Origin of the sequence: Xanthomonas sp. 3075, from assembly GCF_014197275.1 — a bacterium.
Taxonomy (GTDB): domain Bacteria; phylum Pseudomonadota; class Gammaproteobacteria; order Xanthomonadales; family Xanthomonadaceae; genus Xanthomonas; species Xanthomonas campestris_B.
In genome coordinates this window covers 305,015-325,258 of the sequence record NZ_JACIFI010000002.1, presented here as the reverse complement: position 1 = coordinate 325,258, position 20,244 = coordinate 305,015, and the positions used below count along the sequence as shown (strand labels likewise).

The window sequence follows — 20,244 nt, the reverse complement described above, 5'->3', positions numbered from 1 at the left end:
CCTCTCTCCAAAGGTATGCAACAAGGCGCACGGCAATCCGGAATGGCCGCACGAATTTATTGTGAACACATTGTTAACAATGCCTCGACTGTACGCAGTCGCGCGGCGTTCGTATAGTCGCGGTTGCTTAGATTTTTTGTCTCTTCACGCCCAGGCTGGGTATCCTTCGCCGATGCCTAAAGTCGCGTTTGCTCTCTGCCTGCTGTGCACTCTGTTCGTTCCGCTGCAAGCGGCCGCCCGGGCAACCATCGACAAGATCGAGATCAAGGGCCTGGATGAGGGCGACGACGCCGAGATGATCGAAAACATCGAGGTTTCGTTGTCTCTTTACGAGGCCGTCGGCAAGGAGCAGGGCGAGTCGCGATTGGAATACTTGCTGGCGCAGGCCGAGCGGCAGACGCGCGAGGCGCTGGAGCCGTTTGGCTATTACTCGCCGACCATCGAACTGGCCGCACCGCGCAACGGCGACAAGGTGACGGTGGTGATCACGGTAGAGCGTGGCGAGCCGGTGCGGGTGCGGCAGTCGCATATCTCCATCACCGGCTGGGCCGAACAGGACCGCTACCTGGGCCAGGACCTCAAGCAGTTCGAGCCGCACGAGGGCCAGGTCTTCAGCCACCCGCAATACGAAGCCAGCAAGGTGCGCATCACCCGTCGTCTGGCCGAGCGCGGCTATTTCGATGCGGACTTCACTCAACGCCGCGTTGCCGTCACCCGTGCCGAGCATGCCGCCGATATCGATTTGAACTGGGACAGCGGCCGCCGCTACGACATGGGCAAGGTGCACTTCGATTACGACTACTTCCGCGAAGGCCTGTTCGACCCGTTGGTGTACTGGGACGAAGGCAGCTACTACCACGAAGGCAAGCTGGATCGCCTGCGCGAGTCGCTGACCAAACTCGATTACTTCAGCACCATCGATATCCAGCCCAAGCCCGAAGACGCCGACGACCAGGGCCGCGTGCCGGTGGAGGTCAAACTCACCCGCGCCAAGCGCACCGTCTATACCTCCGGTTTGAGCTACGGCAGCGAGAGCGGCGCCGGTGTGCGCGGCGGCGTGGAACGACGCTATGTGAATTCGCGCGGCCACAAGATGGACACGCAGCTGGACTACGCACAGAAGCGCAAGAGCCTGACCACCAGCTACCGCGTGCCGGCGTTCCGCTGGCTGGATGGCTGGTACACCGCCTCGGCGCGGCTGTACGACGAGCAGACCGAGTACATCGACCTGCGCAACGTCAAACTCACCGGCAGCCGCAGCGGCCAGATCAATGAGCGCTGGAGCGCGATCGCCTCGATCAACGGCTTGCGCGAACGCTGGCGCTTCAGCAGCGGCAGCGATTTCACCGATGCGGTGTACGAAACCTCCACCCTGGTCTATCCGCAGCTGCAGGCCAATTACGTCAATGTCGACGACCGCCTGTTTCCACGCAGCGGTGTCTCCGGGCAGGCACTCATCCGTGGCGGTGCCGAAGGTGCCGGGTCCGATACCAATTTTGGTCAGGTCTACGGACAGCTGCGCTGGTTTCTGGGCGCCGGCGACAACAGTCGGATCATTCTGCGCGGCGAAGGCGGTACCACCTGGACCAGCGATCTGGTGGCAATGCCGCCGAGCCTGCGCTTCTTTGCCGGCGGCGCCAACAGCATTCGCGGTTATGCGTTCCGCGAAGTGGGCCCGCGCACGCCCAGGCCGGACGAGTTCGCGCTCGGTGCCAAGCACGTGGTCACCGCCAGCGCCGAATACGAGCATTACCTCAAGGGCGGCCCGTGGGGCGGCGCGGTGTTCGTCGATAGCGGCAGCGCGTTCGACGACAGGCCCGACTGGCATACCGGTATCGGCTTCGGTCTGCGCTGGCGCTCGCCGGTGGGGCCGGTGCGCGTGGACATCGCGCATGGCCTGAACGACCCCGACTCGCAGTTCCAGCTCTATATCGATATCGGGGCCAATCTGTGAGTACACCGACGCCGAACCCGACCCCTGCGCCGCGCGCGCGGTTCTATCGCCGTCGCCGGTTCTGGGTGGGCTCCGGGCTGACCGTGCTGGGCCTGGTGGTGCTGGCCCTGATCGCGGTGTACTGGTTGCTGCAGACCGTGGCCGGGCGCGATGTGTTGCTGGCGCAGGTGACGGCGCGCTTGCCGGTCGGCGCGACGTTTACTTACGGCACCGTCGAAGGCCCGGTGGCCGGCCCGCTGACCCTGCGCGACGTCGATTTCCGTTATCAGGACATCCATTTCACTGCCGAGCGGGTGTATCTGGAGCCGGATCTGCGCCCGTTGCTCGGGCAAAAGCTGCAACTGGATGCGGTGCAGGTCAGCAACGCCACCTTGAACCTCGGCAAGAGCGAGGAGCCGTTCACGCTGCCGAGCTGGCCCGACTCGCTGCCGCAGATCACCGTGCCGCTGGCGATCCAGGCCGACAAGATCGATGTGGAGAACCTGCGCATCACCCAGCTGCAGCAGCCGATGATCGTCCTGCACACCGTGCAGGGCGGGCTGGAAGTGGCCGCTGGCGAGCTGCGTACGCGCGATCTGGTGATCGACACCGACATGGGCAACTTCCGCCTGCACGGCGATTACGTGCCCAGCGACGACTACCGCACCGACCTCACCGCCACGGCGGTGCTGCCGGCCGCGCGCGGGCGCACGCCGGCCAGCCTGGGGCTGGTCGCACGCGGCGACCTGGACAAGATGGAGGTGGCCATCGCCGGCCGCGCGCCGGCGCCGTTGCAGGCCAGCCTGGTGTTCACCGGGCGCGACGACCCAGCGTGGGCGTTCAAGGCCGTCACCAAAGCGCTGGATACCTCGCTGCTGATGCCGGCCACCAACGGGCAGTACGCCGCACCGGCCACGCCGATCGCGCTGAACCTGCAGGCCTCCGGCAAGGGCGGCCACGCCGACCTGCAAGGCAGCGTCAAGCAGGGCGAGTTGAGCGCCACCTTGCAGCCTTCGCACATCAGCCTGCAGGACCAGGTCATCACGGTCGCGCCGTTGGTGATCGATGCCTTCGAAGGTCGCGCACAACTGCAAGGCACTGCCGACTTCCGCGACACCCAGAACCCGAGCTTCCGTTTTGCGGTCAATGCCAGCGGCCTGCGCTTCACCCCGACCCCCGACCCGGCCACGCCCGATGCGCCGAGCGTGCCGGTGGATCTGGTCGATGCACGTCTGGGGGTGGCCGGTACCTTGAAGGCGTGGGCGGCGATCGGCCGTGCCACGCTGGAGCGCGACGGGCAGCAGGCCGCGCTGGTGTTCGACAGCCGCGGCAACGAGCAGCGCGCCCAGCTCAAGCAGGTGCAAGCCAAGACGCCGGGCGGCTCGCTCGATCTCACCGGCGAGGTGGGCTGGACGCCAGCGCTGGATTGGGATGTCACGGCGCAATTGTCCAAGTTCGATCCGGGCTATTTCGTGCCGGGCTGGGACGGCAATCTGTCCGGCAAGGTCGCTTCCAAGGGCCGCCAGTTGCCGGCGCCGGCCGGCGGCGTGTCGCCGGGCTTCGAAGCCACAGCGGAGATCCCACGTCTGGCCGGCCAGTTGCGTCAGCGCGCGCTGTCGGCCAACGGCAAGTTCGCCTTGCGCGGCGAGCAGGGCGAGGGCGAGTTGCAGCTGTCGCTGGGCAATAGCCGCATCAACGCCAAGGGCAAGCTGGGCGACCAGCTCGATATCGCTGCGCAGCTGCAGCCGCTGCAACTGGACGATGTGCTGCCGGGCGCCACCGGCACCGTGCGTGGGCAGTTGCAGGTCAGCGGCCGCCGGGATGCGCCCGACATCACCGCCGACATTGCCGGCAATGGACTGCACTGGAACGACTACAGCGCGCAGAGCATCAGCCTGCGTGGTCGTCTGCCGTGGCGCGGCAGCGACGGACAACTGGCCTTGCAAGGCACCGCCATCGAAGCCGGCATGGTGCTGGACAGCGTGCGCGTGCAGGCGCGTGGCGCGGTGGAAGCGCTGCGCTTGGATGCCGATATCGCCAACAGCCTGGCCAGTGTCGCGCTGCAGGGCGATGTGCGTCGCAATGGCGAGCGCTGGCAGGGCCAGGTCGCCACGCTGCGGATCGCACCGGCCAAGGGCGCTGCATGGTCGCTGCGTCAGCCGGCGCAATTCAGTACCGATGGCGCGGCCTTCACCTTGTCCGACACCTGCCTGGGTGCGGCCACCGGCGGGGCGCTGTGCGCCAACGCCAACTGGCCGCGCGAGGGCATGGTGGTGCACGGCGACGCGTTGCCGTTGTCGCTGGTGCAGCCGTGGTTGCCCAAGCAGGAAGGCCGGCAGATCTATCTGCGTGGCGAGTTGTCGCTGGACGGCAGCTTCAAGCCGCGCGGCAATGCATGGGAAGGCAGCCTGCGCATCGCTTCGCCCGAAGGCGGCATTCGTTTGGGTGAAACCCGTTACGCCGCCGTGGCCGGCAACCCCAATCGCGGCGAGTTGTTGCGCTACGACCAGTTCAGCGTGCAGGCCGATTTCACCCAGCAGCAGATCCAGGCAAAGCTCGGTATCGGCTTCCAGGGCGCAGGCTTTGTCGATGCCAAGTTCAACACCGGCTGGGACGCGTACGCGCCGCTCAACGGCGAGCTGTATCTCAATATGTCGCGGCTGTACTGGCTGGAGCTGGTGGTGGCCGATGTAGTGCGGCCCAAGGGCCTGGTCGAAGGCCATGTGAGCCTGCGCGGCACCCGCGACAAACCGCTGCTCGGCGGCGATGCGACCTTGAGCGACTTCACCGCCGAATATCCGTCGATGGGCCTGACCCTGAGCGAAGGCAAGGGCCGCTTCGACGCCTTGCCGGATGGCTCGGCCAAGATCACCGCCTCGGCCAAGTCCGGCGAAGGCACGCTCAACATCGACGGCGGGTTGTCGTGGTTCGGCACCAGCACGCCGTTGCTGCTCAATATCCGCGGCGAAAACGTGCTGGCCTACAACACCAGCGAGCTGCGCATCATCGCCAACCCGGACATGCAGTTCGGCATCACCGACAACACCATGCAGCTGCGCGGCAAGGTCACCGTGCCCGAAGCCGACATCGATCTGGAACGCCTGGATCGCGGCACTTCGGTGTCCGAAGACGTGGTGGTGCTGGACCCGGTGGACCCGCAAGCCGCGCCGTCGTCGCTACTGGATATGGACCTGGCCATCGTGCTTGGCGACAAGGTCAACATGAGCGGCTTCGGCCTGAAGGGCGGGCTGAGTGGGCAGATGCAGATCCGCGCCCGCCCGGGCCGCGAAATGACCGCCAGTGGCGGGCTGGATGTGCGCGGCCGCTACAAGGCCTACGGACAGGATCTGACCATCTCGCGCGGCCAGCTGACCTGGAACAACAACATCGTCTCCGACCCGCGCGTGAGCCTGCGCGCCGAACGCAAGATCGGCGATGTGACCGCCGGTATCGACGTCAGCGGCCGCGCCGAATCGCCGCGTGCGGATGTATGGTCGGAACCTGCGATGTCGCAGTCCGAAGCGCTGTCGTATCTGGTGCTCGGCCGTGGCCTGTCCACTGCCAGCAGCGACGAAACCCAGCAGGTCAGCGCCGCCTCGGCCGCCCTGTCGGCCGGCAGCAGCCTGATCGCCTCGCAGATCGGCGCCAAGCTGGGCCTGGACGAAGCCGGCGTCAGCCAATCCAGCACCGTCGGCTCGGTGGTGGGCTTCGGCAAGTACCTCTCGCCGAAACTCTACGTCGGCTATGGCGTGTCGATGATCGGCAGCGGCTCGGTGCTGACGCTGAAGTACCTGCTCAGCCGCGGCTTCGATATCGAGGCCGAATCGAGCACGGTGGAGACCAAGGGGTCGGTGAACTGGCGGCGAGAGAAGTAGCGACTGTCGGCTCCCATCATTCAATGCCAGCTAAAACTAGAGGTCTGCGGTTGATGTTGATCACGGAACTCGGCGGGCGTTAGCCCGCCCAGGCGGTCGTGCGGGATCTGCCGGTAGCCAGTGTTCGGTCTGTTCGCGAACCTCGCTCAGCGTGCGTATGCGATGTCGCTGGGCTGGCTGCTCCGCCGTCGTCCTGTCATCCGCACGTTGCGAGCGCCGGTGCCCGCATTGTTGCGGGTAGCGAAAAAGACGCGCGGGCCTCGGCGACTTAGAGCAGCCAACAAAACCTGGCGAGCGAGCGCCTGTCAGTGAGTGCAGTGGTTTTGTCGGCCGTATCTTGGTGGATGCCGTCAGAAGTCCAGATCAAACACTGAGTGGGTCGAATGCGCGGTGCCCTCACCGCTCGCGGGACACGCCGTGAACCCGTCCCTGGGGGCTCGGTGGCGGCATCCATGCCGCCACACGGTCCCGCAAGCGGCGAGGACACCGCACCAGAGAGTTAGTCGGTGGCTTTTTAAAGCCATGCACACAGACCAACTCGACTGGTCCTTGCCCGTCCAGCGTCGCGGGACCTACGCGGCGTGGATGCCGCGTAAGCGCTTACAAGGACGTACTTGCAGCGTGTCCCGCGACGCTGGGCGGGCAAGGGCCCTGCAGCCAGGCCGCAGATAGCCGGCCTGCAGTAGGCTGACGCGAAGTCGTTTTGTTAGCCGCTCTTAGCCTGCGGTCGCCCTTTGCACCTTCCGCTGCGTGATCAGGTCGGCGCCCCAGGCGACGGCGGTGGCCGCGAGTGCGGCCTGCGGATAGACGATCAGGAAACCGAAGGCGATCAGGACGACCTTGAGGCAGAACACTGCAGCCCATACCCAGCCCCAGCTCCATTGGATCTGCCGGCGTTTGCCTTCGCGCCGCGCCCAGCGCAGCAGCGCCATCAGCAGCAGCGGCAGCGCGATCACCGTGGCGGCATCGTGGTGGCCGGCGACGATCAATGCGGCCGGTATCAACCCGATTACGGGGATGAACCACCGCTGCAACAGCGGATGTGCGACGCGCGGGTCGGCCTCCGGGCGCGACTGCCAGCGCAGTAGCGACGTGCTGGCATACCAGGCGACCCAGCCGCCGACGATGATCGCCGCGCCATACAGGCCGACCTTCAGAACCGGTGACATGCCCGGTGCGGGATTGTGGTCGATCATCGCCAGCAGCAGGCACAGCAGCAGAAACGTCGCGCCGAGGATCACGCTGCGCGCCAACCCGAGGATGGCGACGATCGGATTGAACATCTGCCGCTCGCCGGCCAGGTACCAGGCGTTGGCGCTGCGTCGATCCAGCGGCGGTGGCGGCGTCCTTCCATCGGGCACATAGCCGATCAGATCCAGCAGCCGACGCACACGGGTCGGGCGGCCCGGCCACAGCATGGCCGGCAGCCACATGTCCTCACGCGACTTCGGCCGCAGCAGTGCCAGCAGCTTGCGCACCTGTGGTACCGATGCGGCGCTATCCCCACGCTGACGCAATGCCTCGCTCAGCGCGTGATGTCCGGGCGGTTGCAGTAACCAGCGTAGATGCATCTGTTGACGGGCGCGTTCGACGATGTAGGGATCGGGTGCGTCGAGCGCTTCGTTCCAGTCGAAAAATGCCGCCAGCACATCGTAGTTATGGGCGCCGATCGCATCGCCGTGGGCGAGCAACTGGTGCTGCAGGCCTGCGCCGATCTGCGGCTTGTGCTCGAGCGACCACAGGTCCGGCTGCGCGAGCAGCCAGGCCTGCAGCGATTCGGAATCAAGTGCACGTGCGCTGTGCAGAACGCGCTGCTGGACCTGCGCGATATCGATGGTGGGGAGATCGATGGCGGGCGCTTCGCTCCAGTCGGTCGCGTGCGCGTGCGTGCGCGGTGCATGGCGTGGCTCACGTGCTCGTGGCCGCGCGGCCTCGACCTCGGGTGCGTCGGCGCCGCCTACCTCTTGCTCCCGTTGTGGCGCGGCAATCTCCTGTGAGGTGCCGGTGGGCGCAGTGTCGGGCGCGTTTCCGGTGTCGGGTGTGTCGCCATCGCCATCGCTCATGGCCAGCAGCGCCAGGCGCTGCTGGGACCAGGCGAGCGCGGCCTGGTAGGTGTCGTGCAACTGCTGGAAGCCGGCCGGGTCGTCGTCGGGGCGGGTAAGCTTCAGACGCGCCGCGTAGGCGCGCTTGATCGCCCGCGCATCGGCGTCTTCGGCCAGTCCAAGCGCCGCCAGCGCCGCGTTCACCCGCGTGCTTCCAGATCGTCCAGCGCCTGCCCCAGCTCGTGGCGATGGCGTTCGATGCGCTGCAGGTCCTGGCTGTCCAGCGCCTCGCGGAACTGCGCCAGCCAGTGCTGCACGATGGGGCGGGAATCGATGTATTCCTCGTAGACGCGCTCGGTGCGTGCCAGCAGCGCCAGGTTCTGCTGTTGGTCGCGCGGATGCACCTTGAGCTCGGCCAGCGCCAGCAGCCGCTGTGTGATTTCGTTGCGATCCAGCAGCCCGGGATTCTGTTCGAGGATGAGTTCGTGACGCTTGCCGGTGGCGTCTTCGATCACCTCCACCTGCAACAGCCCGTCCACGTCGTAGGTGAAACGGGTCAGCACGCTCTGCTCGTGACGCGGGCGCTTGGGATCCAGGGCGACGCGCAACTCACCCAGCTTGATGTTCTTGTCCACCATCGGGTTCTCGCCCTGGTAGACATCGATCATCAGCTGGCTCTGTTCTTCGTGCATCGGATGGAAGCGGTCTTCGCGGCTCACCGGCACCACGCTGTTGCGGGGAATGATCGGGTGGAAATAGCCGCCGCGCAGCTGGCCGTCGGCGCCGTGGCGCGCTACCTGCGTTCCCAGCGTGTACGGGCAGACGTCGGTCAGCACTACTTCGCGCAGCGTTTCGTCGCGACTTTTCAGACCTGCGGCGACCACCGCGCCGAGCGCGATCGCATAGTCCGGGTTGACGTGGCGCAACGGCAGGCGGCCGAGCATGCGCGTGGCCAGCCGGCTGATCATCGGCATACGGACCGCACCGCCCACCAGCACGATGTCGTCCAGATCCGAAGGCTTGAGCTTGGCATCGCGCAGGGCGCGCTCGATCGGCACCCGCATACGCTGCAGCAGCGGCTCGGCGAGCTGCGCGAAACGCGGTTCGTCGATCTCCCAGCGGTAGGACGTACCGGCGATGCTCAGCTGGATCGTGCCTTGCGCCTGTGTGCTGAGCTCGCGCTTGAGCTGTTCCAGACGCCGCCGCAGTTGTGCGCTGTCACCAGCGGCGAGGGTAGCCAACGTGAGCTGATGCTCGGCGCAAAAGCCGTCCACCAGTACCTCGAGGAAGTCCTCGCCGCCGAGGAAATTGTCGCCCGCGCTGGCATGCACCTCCACCACGCCGTCGAACATTTCCAGTAGCGACACATCGAAGGTGCCGCCGCCCAGATCGAGCACCAGGACGCGGCCTTCGCCGTCGCGTTGCTGCAGCCCGTAGGCGAGCGCAGCTGCAGTGGGCTCGTTGATCAGGCGTTCGACCCGGATCCCTGCCAGTTCGCCGGCCACGCGCGTGGCCTTGCGCTGCGCATCGGAAAAATACGCCGGCACGCTGATCACCGCCTCTTCGATCTTGTGGCCAAGCGCGGCTTCGGCATCGGCGATCAACGAGCGCAGGATCAGTGCCGAGAGTTCTTCGGGGCGGAAACTGCGTTCGCACAGTCTGGTCTCGCGCGGGCTGCCCATCCAGCGTTTGAAGGTCGCCACGCTATGACGCGGATGCGTCACTAGCCGTTCGCGCGCCGGCTGTCCCACCAGCAGGTTGCCGTCATCGTCGATACTGACCACCGACGGTGTCAGCAGGCTACCGTGCGGATTGGGGAACAGCCGCCCACCCTCGGCATCGTGCACGCCGATCAACGAGTGCGTGGTGCCCAGGTCGATACCTACGATCATGGTGAAATCCCTTTTCCGTTCGCTGCGAACATTCTAATGACTGCCATCCGGATGATGGCCCTGCGCGTCTTGAATCAAGGACACCAGCCAGAGCGATAGTGCAATTCCCACTCCGGGCCATACGCCTGCACCGGCCAGGATCGCCACGATCATCGGTAGCGGTCCAAGCAGGGCAAGCGTGGCGATCAGCACCGGACGTGACACCGGTTGTAGCCGGCCGATCAGTCGGTATGCCGCTACATAGGCCACCGCAAGGCTCAGCGCCGCCATCCAACCGGAGGGTGGACTGGGGCAGATGGCGACCACAACGATCGGGATCATCCAGTAATGGCTAACGCGCCTGATCTGCCGGCGAGGCAGGTCACGCGCCTGCCAGCGTGCAGCCATCTGGATCAGTAGCAAGGCGCTCCATAGCGCCAGTCCCTGTCCGATTGCAGGAAAGGCCCATGCCGCATTGCCACTATCGGGGTGGATGGCCGAGAGGATAGCCGACACGCACGCACCGATCGAAAGCAGGGCCGCAACCGCCAGGCCGCGTGCCAGTCCCACTGCGAGCTGGCGTATGTGCGGGCGGTGCGGGTTGCCGATCTGCATCCAGAAGCGCAGGTTCTCAGGGTGCACTGAATCGGGCAACTGCTGCGGAAACCAGTGCTGCACGATGCTGCAGAGCCGGTACATCCATGCGGGCCGAGCCGGCAACAGCGCGGTCGCCATAGAGCGCCATGGCGAGGGTCGTCGGGCCAGGCGCGAACGTAGTGCCGCCGCCCATTGCGGCGTCATCGCGTCCCATCCGGCCACCCCCAACTCATAGGCCAGCACGGCGGCATCGCCACCGGGCGCCAGCGCCGCCTGCCGACGCAGCGAAATTTCCAGCTGCCGCGCTGCCGTACGCGCTGCCCGCAGCCACGTCAGGTCATCCTGTCCTTCCCATCGATGCCAATCGAAGGCGTGCATCAATGTGTCGATGGTCGACAACCGCAGTGCTGGACGCCGTACGCCAAGTGCCCGTAAGAGGTGGATACCAATCATCGCGCGTTGGTACGGCGACCAGGAGTCGACGCGGCTGGGCATCCAGTGGCTGAGAAATTCTGGCGACTGCCGCAGAACCACTTCCAGTACGCGCGCGGCCCACAGCGCATGGGAGAGTTCAGCCTCTGCATCATCGCCAAACGTGGCGATCAGCCGATCGAAGACCGCATCGGTGATGTGCACGTGGTGGTTTGCCAGCTGATGCACGATGGCATCGCCGATGCGTGGACGCATGTCCAGCGACCACACTTCCGGTAGTGCACTTAGCCAGCTGTCGAAGTCGCTGCCGGACATGTCGTGCGCTGCGGTCAGGATCTGTGCCGCGCAAGCCTGCACATGCGTCTGGTCCTGCCAGCGTGCAAGCTCTGCTTCCAACGCCGGATCCTGGATGCACTCGACCAGTGCCGGGCGCGTGCGCCTGGACGAAGCGGAGTCTGCTGACAGCTCCAATGCTGCCGAAGGAGCCTCGAGCCTGCCAGCGCGGGCAGCGTCGTCGATGGGCAATACGATGTCCGCAGCCCACGCCAACGCCGCCTGATAGGTGTCATGCAATTGCTGAAATGCCGCCGGGTCGTCGTCCGGGCGGGTGGTCTTCAGGCGTGCGGCATACGCGCGCTTGATCGCGCGGCTATCGGCGTCTGCCGGCAGGCCCAGCGCATCTGTCGCCCAGGTCACTGCGACGCCTCCGCAGCAACGATGCCTTGATCGTGTTCCATGCTGATCCGCTCCTGACCAAGGAGGTGTATCGGCAGTAATCGCGCGGTCTTGAGGTCGCTCCGCAGCAGGTGATTGCCGGCGATTTCCTTTGGACTTCGTCCAATCTCCGACGCGCTGCAACACCTGCAGCTGCCGCTGCGCTGAAGAGCGAAGAAGATGACGGGACCGCGCTTGGCAAGCCGGCATGCTTGCGATTCGATGGCCTGGCATCGGCATCGGCATCGGCATCGGCGTCTTCAAGGTTGGTTGCGACTGGAGCCTGCGGCTGACGACGTTTGCAGCGATATCGTGCTCAAACCGCGGCGCTTACGCACTCTTTATGCCCGCCCACCGACGCACGCATAGCCTCTTTACGCCGGGTGGGCCTACCTTGGCATCCCCGCACTGTGGTGCGTTGAGCCAAACACGATGTGTATCCTGATTTTGCAAGGTCCGCAGGCCGATCCGGCGCAGGTGGCGCCGATGCAGCTGCCCGAGTGTGCCGGACGTGCGTTGCGCACGCTGGCGTGTGCCGATGTCGATGGCTTGATCGCCGGCTTGCAGGCCGCCGGTGGCGATGCCGAGGTGGAGCTGGTGTTGCTGGACTCGGGTGATCTGTCGCCCTCTGCGCGTGCGCAAGTGCATGCCAGGGCGCTGCGTGCGGCGGTGGATGCATTGCCCACGCCGTATATCGAACTGCATACCGATGCCGGCCAGGAGCTGGAGCCGTGGCTGCATCCGCAGCATGCGCCGTTGGCGGTGGTGATTACGCCGCACGATGCGCCGCGCGCCTATGCGATGTCGCTGGGCATTGCGGCGCGCTGTCTGCCACCGGTGCACGTGCCGTTGCGCGCGGCTGCCTGAGGAGACCGACATGTCGATCGTGATCGTGCGTGGGCCGGAAGCGGTGATGCCGCTGGTGCGTGGTCCGCAGCCGTTGCCGCGTGCCGTCATCCGGCAACTGGTGGCGTGTGCGGGGGATGCGGGCAAGACGGTGGCGCTGCGTGCCTGCGGGTCGGAACAGGAACTGCTGGATGCGTTGCGGGTGGCCGGCCAGGCGCGGATGGAAATCGCCTTGATCGATCCGGGCAGCTGCGTGGACAGCGTGCGCCTGCACCGTGTCCTCGGCGCGCTGCCGTATCCGTTCGTGGAAGCGCACGACGATAGCGTGGACCGACCCGAGCGTTGCCTGCCACAGGGCTTTGCCCAATGCATTGCCACAGTGCGCGGGTATTGCGCGCAGAGCTATCTGCTGGGATTGGAGATCGCGTTGGAACATCTGGGCTGCACGGAGATCCAGGGCGATGTCCACGTCGGCACCTGACCTGCGGCAGCTGCATTATTTCGCCGATTACGAGGGCTATTGCGATGGCCGGCCGGTGCTGTGGGGGCAACTCGCCTACAGCGTGGAAGTGCCTGCCGATGGCGTGCTGGATGCGGCCGAGTTGGTGTGTGCGTTGCGCCGGCGTGCGGCCGAGGCGCATGGACTGGAAGCGGGGCAGATCCGGCTGTGTCAGGTGACGCGCTTGTAGCGTTGCGAACGCTGCATGCACGCCGATGTGCCGAACCGCAACGGCGCCGCTCGCAGGCGACGCCGTTGTGGTGCTGGACTAACGCTTCATCGCAATCAGGTCACGCGCGCAATTGCGCTTACTTGCCCTTGCCGCTGGCCGCCGGCACGAACTTGGTCAGTTGGTTACTCGTCGCGGCGGTGCCGAAGTTGAAGCGGCCGTAGCCGGCGCCCCAGTACAACGCGCCATCCACGATCGCCGGCGAACTGATGACCGAGCCGCTGGCGTCGTGGTTCCACACGGTGGCGCCGGTGTCGGTGTCGAGCGCGACCATGTTGCCGGCCATCGAACCGGCGTACAGCAGGTTGGGCGACACGGTCAGCGAGCCCTGCCCACCGGCCGGTACGGTCGGGTTGACGCGGTTGATGCCCGGTACCTTGACCTGCCAGAGGATCTTGCCGGTGGTCGCATCCAGCGCCGCCCACGAGCCGCCGTTGTGGCTTTGCTTATGGTCCGGTCCCAGGGTGTAGGTGGCATTGGTGTTGTTGTTGATGGCCACGTAGACGCGCGACTTGTACGGGTCGAACGCGGTACCCCATTCGATGCCACCGGTGGAGCCGCCCGGGCCCACCTGGGTCGACCACACCTTTGCACCGGTCTTGGCGTCGAAGGCCCAGTAAATGCCGCTCTTCTGCCCGGCACCGATCAACTGCTGCGGCTTGCCGTTGCGCCGCACGGTAAACAGATTGACGCCCGCGCCACCGAAGTCGTAGTCGGGCCCGGTCAGATTGGTCGCCTGCGTGTTCGGGCACAGGCCATTGGTGGGTGCGGCGATGCAGGACAGATTCCATGCGTCGTAGCCCTGCGCGCGATTGGCCCAGACCAGCTTGCCGGTGTCCAGATCCAGCGAGATCACCGAATCGACGTAGTTGTCCGGTGCCATGCAATCCAGTTCGTCTTTCACCGTCAGCGAGCCACCGCGATAGGAGCGCGCATTGGACACGCAGTTACCGACACCGGAGGGGATGTTGTAGTTGTTGCCGGTGCCGAAATACAGGCGACGGTGGACCGGGTCGATCGCCACCTGCCCCCACACCGAGGCACCGGTATAGCCCTCTGGCACGTTGTAGAACTGCCACACCTTCTTGCCGGTGGCCAGATCCACCGCCACCACGCTGCCGCGGAAGCTGAAGGTATGGTTGGCAGCCAGGTTGCCCCAGTCGCCGGACGACACGCCGACATAGATGCGATTGCCGTAGATGACCGGCGAAGAGGTGATGCGTGCCTGCGGGTTGGCTTCGACCGTGGTCTTCCACAGCAGCTTGCCGGTCTTCTTGTCCAGCGCCAGCAAGGTGCCGGCGGCCTGGTCGCCGACGATGATGCTGTTGGCGCTGATTGCCGGGGTGTTGCGCGTCACCGAGCTTGCATTGCCGGTGTAGTCGGACAGCTTGGCCTGCCAGTTCGGTTTGCCGGTCTGCGTATCAACGCTATACAGCGTGCCGCCCCAATCGGGGACGTACAGCGACGTGCCTTCCACGCTTGGGGTGGCCGAGATGTCGCCGGTCGTGGTCAGGGTCCACGCCGGCTTGAGGGTCTTGGCCGTGGTGCGATTGATCTTCCACTCGCCCGGCGCGAAGCGCGCATTGAGGTAGCCGCCCCCGGCGCTGGACCAACGGTTGGGGCTGGCAAATGGAAGATTGCTGCCAAAGCTGTGCCACACCTGACCGGCACGTGCGAACGCGTCGGCGTCCAGGGACGACACCGGCGGTTGGGCAGTGGTCGTGGCGGACTGGGCGAATGCCACTGCGCTGGTGAGCAGGCAGGGGACGAGCATCAAGCTGCGAAACCGCAAGCGGCGATTGGAGTTGGTCATCACGGCGTATCCATTGGTGGAAGGAAGCGCTGGATCCCCCCGGACCTGCCGCTCGAAGATCGCCGATTGCGATGACGGCGCAACACACGCGTGCGGCAGCGTTCAGATAACGGTCGGGTCCGTCTACCAATGGTGGCGTCGATTTGAAAAAGTTTCGTTCAATAATGTCGCTCTCGGCGCAAATCTGTGCGGATCGATCACGATTCCTGATTGCAGCAATAGAAAAAACCTTGCGTCGCGCCGGACTGACAGTGACGCCGAAATGCGGGTTTGCAAAAAGTAACCAGGAAATCTTGCGCCACCTTGTGACGTGCCTGATCGATGACCGTGGTCTTTGTGCCGCGCGTGGATGCCAGGCAATCGGCGCAGCCGCGCGCGGTGCCGAGCGATCTGGAAGCCGGTGCGCTTGCGCTGGCAGACGCACCGGACGAGGCGCCATTGCCATATGCGCGCCACGATGCGTTATCCGCACGCAGTGCCTTGCTGGTGCCCCGCGTGTTGGCGATGCCGCTGCCATGGCGGCGGTGCCGGCGCGGCTCACGCGGCGGCCATGCGCACGCGCTAGTTGCGCTCGGTGTCGACCAGGGCCAACTGCGCGATTGCGTCCTGTACCACCTCGGCGACCGTCGCATCGACATCGACCGATACCACGTCGGCTTCGTCCAGCGGCAGCTCCAGCGTCTGCAGCTGGCTGTCGAGCAGGGTGGCCGGCATGAAGTGGCCGGCGCGGGTGCGCAGTCGTGCGGCGATGACGTGCGGCGCCGCATGCAGGAACACAAAGCGCATCGCAACGCCGCTGCTGCGCAGCAATGTGCGGTGCGTGCCACGCAGGCCGGAGAACGCCAGCACCACCGATTCGCCGGCATGCACGCAGTCGCGCAAGGTGGCCGACAACAGCTCCACCCACGGCAGCCGCATCGCATCGGTGAGCGGTTGGCCGGCCGCCATCTGCGCGCGGGCGGCCACGCTGTGATAGTCGTCGGCATCGAGAAAACGGAAGCCGTAATGCGCCGCCAGCGCCTGCGCAATGGTGGTCTTGCCGCTGCCCGACACCCCCATCACCACGATGGCCAGGGGCGAAGCGGACGCGGGCGTGGCGCGCACAGAGGTGTCCATCACGTCAGGTTATATCTCTGGATCGATTCGGCATGTCGCCGGATTTCACGTTGGCGGCAGCCGATGCGTGGTGTAGCGTCGGCGCTCCCTGCCACGTGAGCGGACGCCCAGCGTAACGGCGTGCTCGACCAGGCACAACGCATCCGAAGGTGTGCCGATGACGTCATTGCCCGCAACGTCTCCCGCTTCGGCACATCTGCGCTGGCGCGAAAAACTGGGTTACGGCGCGGGCGATCTGGGCCTGAATCTGTATTGGGCCAACATCTCTGCATTCCTGCTGATCTTCTATACCGACACCATGCATCTGCCGGCGGCGGCGGTCGGCACCATGATCCTGCTGACCAAGATCGCCGATGCGATCGCCGATCCGGCGATGGGCGCACTGGCCGATCGCACGCGTAGCCGCTGGGGCAAATTTCGCCCGTATCTGTTGTGGGGCGCAGTGCCGATGGCGGTGACCGGCGTGCTCGCCTACACCACGCCTGCGCTGGACCAGAACGGACGCATGTGGTGGGCCACCATCAGCTTTCTGGTGATGATGCTGGCCTATACGGTAGTGAGCATTCCTTACTCGGCATTGTCGGGCGTGATCACCGCCGACAGCAGCCAACGTACCAGCCTGATCAGCTTGCGCTTCATCGCCGCCTTTGCCGGCACCACGTTGGTCAATTACTGCACGCTGGACCTGGTGGCCTGGTTCGGTGCCGGCAACGATGCGGTGGGATGGCAACGCACGATGATGCTGTACGGCGCGGTGGCGGTGGCGCTGTTCGTCACCGTGGCGTTGACCACGCGCGAACGCGTGCAGCCGCCACCACAGCAACGCACCCAGATCCGCCAGGACATCGCCGACCTGCTGCACAACAAGCCGTGGTGCGTGCTGTTCGTGCTGTCGCTGATCATCATGGTCACCATCGTGATGCGCGGCGGTGCGGGTGTGTATTACCTCAAGTACTACGTGCAGCGGCCCGACCTGGTCGGCCTGTTCCTGGGCGGCTATTCGGTGTCGTTGGCGGTGGGTGCGGCGATCACCCCGCTGCTGACACGGCACTGGGACAAGCGCCAGCTGATGACCGCGCTGATGGCGCTGGTGGGGGTGTTGAGCTGCCTGATGTTCTTCATTCCCGCCGATGCGGTGTGGGCGATCTTCGCACTGAACATGCTGATTGGCCTGGCATTGGGGCCCAAATCGCCCTTGGCGTTTTCGATGTATGCCGACAGCGCCGACTACACCGAATGGCGCACCGGCCGGCGCGCGACCGCGATGACCTTTGCGGCGGCGACGTTTTCGCAAAAGCTGGGCGGGGCACTGGCCTCGGCCGGCATTGCCTGGGTGCTGGCCGGCATGGGCTATGTGGCCAACGGTGTGCAGTCTGCCGGGTCGTTGACCGGCATCGTGCTGCTGCTGACGGCGATCCCGGGTGCAATCGCCTTGCTGGCGGCCTGGACCATGCGCTTTTATCCGCTCGACGACGGCTTGTTGCGCCGTATCCAAGGCGAACTGGCTGCGCGCAAGCGCGACGAACAGGAGTCACGCTGACCGTGTCTGCAACGCCCACTGCCGTTTCCGACGATCTCTCCACGTTGATGGCGCCCAGCGCCGATGGCGCGCGCTATGCGCTCTACAGCCCCACTGCGATGCCCAATGCCGGTGGGTTCCTGTGGAACCGCCGCATGATGCTGCAGCTGACCTGTCGCGGGTATGCCACCGGGCAGTTCATGCAGCCGGAGCCGGCCAAATACGCGCACGCGCCACTGATGGAAGCGCGTCACTTCATGCTGCCGGAGCAGCCGTACTACGCGCATCATCCCGGGCGCTTTTTCTATCTCAAGGACGAAGACAGCGGCGCGTTGTATTCGGTGCCGCACGAACCGGTCCGTGCGCTGCCGGAGCAGTTCACGTTTTCTGCCGGCAAGCACGATGTGCGCTGGCGGGTGCGTCACGACGGCGTCGTGGTGGAGCTGTGCGTGGCGCTGCCCACCGACGATGCGGTGGAGTTGTGGGAATGCCGCGTGCACAACGTGTCCGGGCGCACGCGCAGGCTCAGCCTGTATGCGTATTTTCCGGTCGGCTACATGTCGTGGATGCATCAGAGTGGCGGTTACGTGCCGGCGCTGGGCGGCATCGTCTGCCGCAGCGTGGCGCCGTATCAGAAGGTGGACGATTACTTTCGCCAGCGCGATTTCAAGGACTGCACCTTTCTGCTGCACGAGCAGCCACCGGTGGCCTGGGAGGCGCAGCAGATGGCGTTCGAGGGCGAGGGCGGGCTGCACGCGCCGTCCGCCATCCAGGCCGAGCAGCTCGGCAACCACGACGCGCATTACGAGACCCCGACAGCGGCGTTGCAATACCGCCTGACGCTGGAAGCGGACGCGGCGAACGTGTACCGATTTGCGTTCGGGCCGGCCAAGGACGACGCCGAAATCGCCGCGCTGCGCGCGCGTTATCTGTCCGAACACGGGTTTGCGACGGCCGCACGCGACTACGCGCAGTATCTGCAGGCTGGCCGTGGCTGCATGCAGATCGCCACGCCCGACGCGGCCTTGGACAATCTGGTCAACCAGTGGCTGCCGCGGCAGGTGTTCTACCACGGCGACGTCAACCGCCTGACCACCGATCCGCAGACACGCAACTATCTGCAGGACCACATGGGCATGGCCTACCTGCAGCCGGCCACCGCGCGTGCGGCGTTGTTGCATGCGTTATCGCAGCAGGAACCCGGCGGCGCCATGCCGGACGGCATCCTGCTGGTCGAAGGTGCCGAGCTGAAATACATCAACCAGGTGCCGCACACCGATCATTGCGTGTGGTTGCCGATCTTCCTGAGTGCGTACCTGGCCGAAACCAACGATGCGAGCGTGCTCGACGCGCCGGTGCGCACACGCGATGGCCAAACACTCAGCGTGGCCGAGCGCCTGGACGCGGCGATGCACTGGTTGCTGGACGCACGCGACGCGCGCGGCCTGAGCTTCATCGCGCAGGGCGATTGGTGCGACCCGATGAACATGGTCGGCTGGCGCGGCAAGGGCGTGTCCGGCTGGCTTACCGTGGCCACTGCGTATGCGTCGCGCTTGTGGTCGGGCATCTGCGCCGCGCACGGGCGCACTGCGCAGGCGGAGACATTTGCGCGAGCGGCGGAGACGGTCAACGCCGATGCCAATCGCGCGCTGTGGGACGGCCACTGGTATGCGCGCGGCATCACCGACGATGGTGTGCGCTTCGGCATTGCCGACGACGTGGAAGGGCGCATCTATCTCAATCCGCAGAGTTTTGCATTGTTGGCGGGCACTGCCGATACCGCGCAGCGCAATGCGCTGCTGGACGCGGTACGCGAGCAACTGCACACGCCGTACGGGCCGATGATGCTGGCGCCGGCGTATACGCACATGCGCGATGACGTGGGCCGGTTGACGCAGAAGTTCCCCGGTGCGGCCGAGAACGGCGCGGTCTATAACCATGCGGTGGCGTTCTATCTGTACAGCCTGTACCAGATCGGCGAAGCCGACCGTGCGTGGGAGATCCTGCGCACGATGCTGCCCGGACCCACGCGCGAAGACGCGCTGCAGCGCGGCCACTTGCCGGTATCGCTGCCCAACTACTATCGCGGCGCATGGCATCAATATCCGCGCACGGCCGGACGCTCGAGCCAGTTGTTCAACACCGGCACGGTGGCCTGGGTGTATCGCTGCGTGCTGGAAGGCTTGTTCGGATTGGTCGGTGAGGGCGCTGCCTTGGCGATCCGCCCGCAGCTACCCTCGCACTGGCCGCAGGCGCAGGCGACGCGGCAGTTCCGTGGCGCGCAGTTCGAGGTCGTGTTGACCCGCGAAGCGGGCCGTCGCGACATCGAGGTGCTGGTGGATGGCGAGGTCTGCCCGGATCAGCGCGTTTACAACATCGTCGCTGGTCGCACGTATCGGGTGTTGGTGCGTTTGCCGGGGTGAACATTGTTTTCGATGATGGTTCGCTGGCGGCCCTCACCCGCCCTTCGGGCACCCTCTCCCCCAGGGGGGAGAGGGGAGGTTTCCGGCAATTCTGAGATTGTTGGTTGCCGACAGCCGACAGCCGATAGCCAACAGCCAACAGCCAACAGCCAACAGCCCACAGCCCACAGCCTACAGCCCACAGCCCACAGCCCACAGCCCACAGCCGACAGCCGACAGCCGACAGCCCACAGCCCACAGCCCACAGCCCACAGCCCACAGCCGACAGCCGACAGCCGACAGCCGACAGCCAACAGCCAACAGCCAACAGCCAACAGCCCACCCTGCTAGCAGCC

At 65.6% G+C, this 20,244-nt stretch carries 12 protein-coding genes and 1 pseudogene; 7 read left to right on the top strand and 6 right to left on the bottom strand.

Features of this window, described 5'->3' with window-relative positions:
• The first annotated feature begins 172 nt into the window (after positions 1-172).
• Together GGR62_RS03325 and GGR62_RS03320 are read left to right on the top strand one after the other, a co-directional pair.
• A complete protein-coding gene (locus GGR62_RS03325; RefSeq protein ID WP_184406548.1) occupies positions 173-1,954 on the top strand; it encodes an autotransporter assembly complex family protein in 1,782 nt (593 codons plus the stop codon).
• Positions 1,951-5,808, top strand: coding sequence for a translocation/assembly module TamB domain-containing protein (locus GGR62_RS03320; RefSeq protein WP_184406547.1), 3,858 nt, complete (start codon positions 1,951-1,953; stop codon positions 5,806-5,808). The genes GGR62_RS03325 and GGR62_RS03320 overlap by 4 nt, the downstream gene beginning before the upstream one ends.
• Before the next feature lie 20 nt (positions 5,809-5,828).
• On the opposite strand, the pseudogene GGR62_RS03315 reads toward GGR62_RS03320, so the two are convergent.
• The 4 genes and pseudogenes from GGR62_RS03315 to GGR62_RS03300 all read right to left on the bottom strand — a co-directional run.
• Positions 5,829-5,964, bottom strand: a pseudogene (locus GGR62_RS03315) (IS3 family transposase); the annotation flags it as partial.
• A 560-nt stretch (positions 5,965-6,524) separates the two neighbouring features.
• A complete protein-coding gene (locus GGR62_RS03310) occupies positions 6,525-8,054 on the bottom strand; it encodes a hypothetical protein (RefSeq protein WP_184406546.1) in 1,530 nt (509 codons plus the stop codon).
• Positions 8,051-9,742, bottom strand: a complete 1,692-nt coding sequence (locus tag GGR62_RS03305; RefSeq protein ID WP_184406545.1) for a molecular chaperone HscC — start codon at positions 9,740-9,742, stop codon at positions 8,051-8,053. Before GGR62_RS03305 ends, GGR62_RS03310 begins: the two co-directional genes overlap by 4 nt.
• A 33-nt stretch (positions 9,743-9,775) precedes the next feature.
• Positions 9,776-11,728 carry a J domain-containing protein gene (locus GGR62_RS03300; RefSeq protein WP_184406544.1) on the bottom strand — a complete coding sequence of 651 codons (1,953 nt, stop codon included), beginning with the start codon at positions 11,726-11,728 and terminating at the stop codon, positions 9,776-9,778.
• 168 nt (positions 11,729-11,896) lie between these two features.
• Here GGR62_RS03300 and GGR62_RS03295 point away from each other — a divergent pair, with 168 nt between their 5' ends.
• From GGR62_RS03295 to GGR62_RS03285, 3 genes are read left to right on the top strand one after another with little or no spacing between them, the layout of a single operon-like run.
• Positions 11,897-12,331: a hypothetical protein gene (locus tag GGR62_RS03295; RefSeq protein ID WP_184406543.1), complete on the top strand. Its 435-nt coding sequence runs from the start codon at positions 11,897-11,899 to the stop codon at positions 12,329-12,331.
• Between the two features lie 10 nt (positions 12,332-12,341).
• Positions 12,342-12,791: a type II 3-dehydroquinate dehydratase gene (locus tag GGR62_RS03290; RefSeq protein WP_184406542.1), complete on the top strand. Its 450-nt coding sequence runs from the start codon at positions 12,342-12,344 to the stop codon at positions 12,789-12,791.
• A complete protein-coding gene (locus GGR62_RS03285) occupies positions 12,772-12,999 on the top strand; it encodes a hypothetical protein (RefSeq protein WP_184406541.1) in 228 nt (75 codons plus the stop codon). Before GGR62_RS03290 ends, GGR62_RS03285 begins: the two co-directional genes overlap by 20 nt.
• A 118-nt stretch (positions 13,000-13,117) precedes the next feature.
• Here GGR62_RS03285 and GGR62_RS03280 read toward each other — a convergent pair whose 3' ends face one another.
• Both GGR62_RS03280 and GGR62_RS03275 read right to left on the bottom strand, forming a co-directional pair.
• On the bottom strand, positions 13,118-14,851 hold the full coding sequence (locus tag GGR62_RS03280; protein ID WP_184406540.1) for a PQQ-binding-like beta-propeller repeat protein: 1,734 nt from the start codon (positions 14,849-14,851) through the stop codon (positions 13,118-13,120).
• A 561-nt stretch (positions 14,852-15,412) separates the two neighbouring features.
• Positions 15,413-15,967 carry a gluconokinase gene (locus tag GGR62_RS03275; RefSeq protein WP_184406625.1) on the bottom strand — a complete coding sequence of 185 codons (555 nt, stop codon included), beginning with the start codon at positions 15,965-15,967 and terminating at the stop codon, positions 15,413-15,415.
• A 157-nt stretch (positions 15,968-16,124) separates the two neighbouring features.
• On the opposite strand from GGR62_RS03275, the gene GGR62_RS03270 reads away from it, so the two are divergent.
• Positions 16,125-17,507, top strand: coding sequence for an MFS transporter (locus GGR62_RS03270; RefSeq protein ID WP_184406539.1), 1,383 nt, complete (start codon positions 16,125-16,127; stop codon positions 17,505-17,507).
• A gap of 2 nt (positions 17,508-17,509) precedes the next feature.
• Entirely contained in the window at positions 17,510-19,909 is a 2,400-nt protein-coding gene (locus tag GGR62_RS03265) for an NdvB protein (protein ID WP_184406538.1), read from the top strand.
• Positions 19,910-20,244 lie beyond the last annotated feature (335 nt).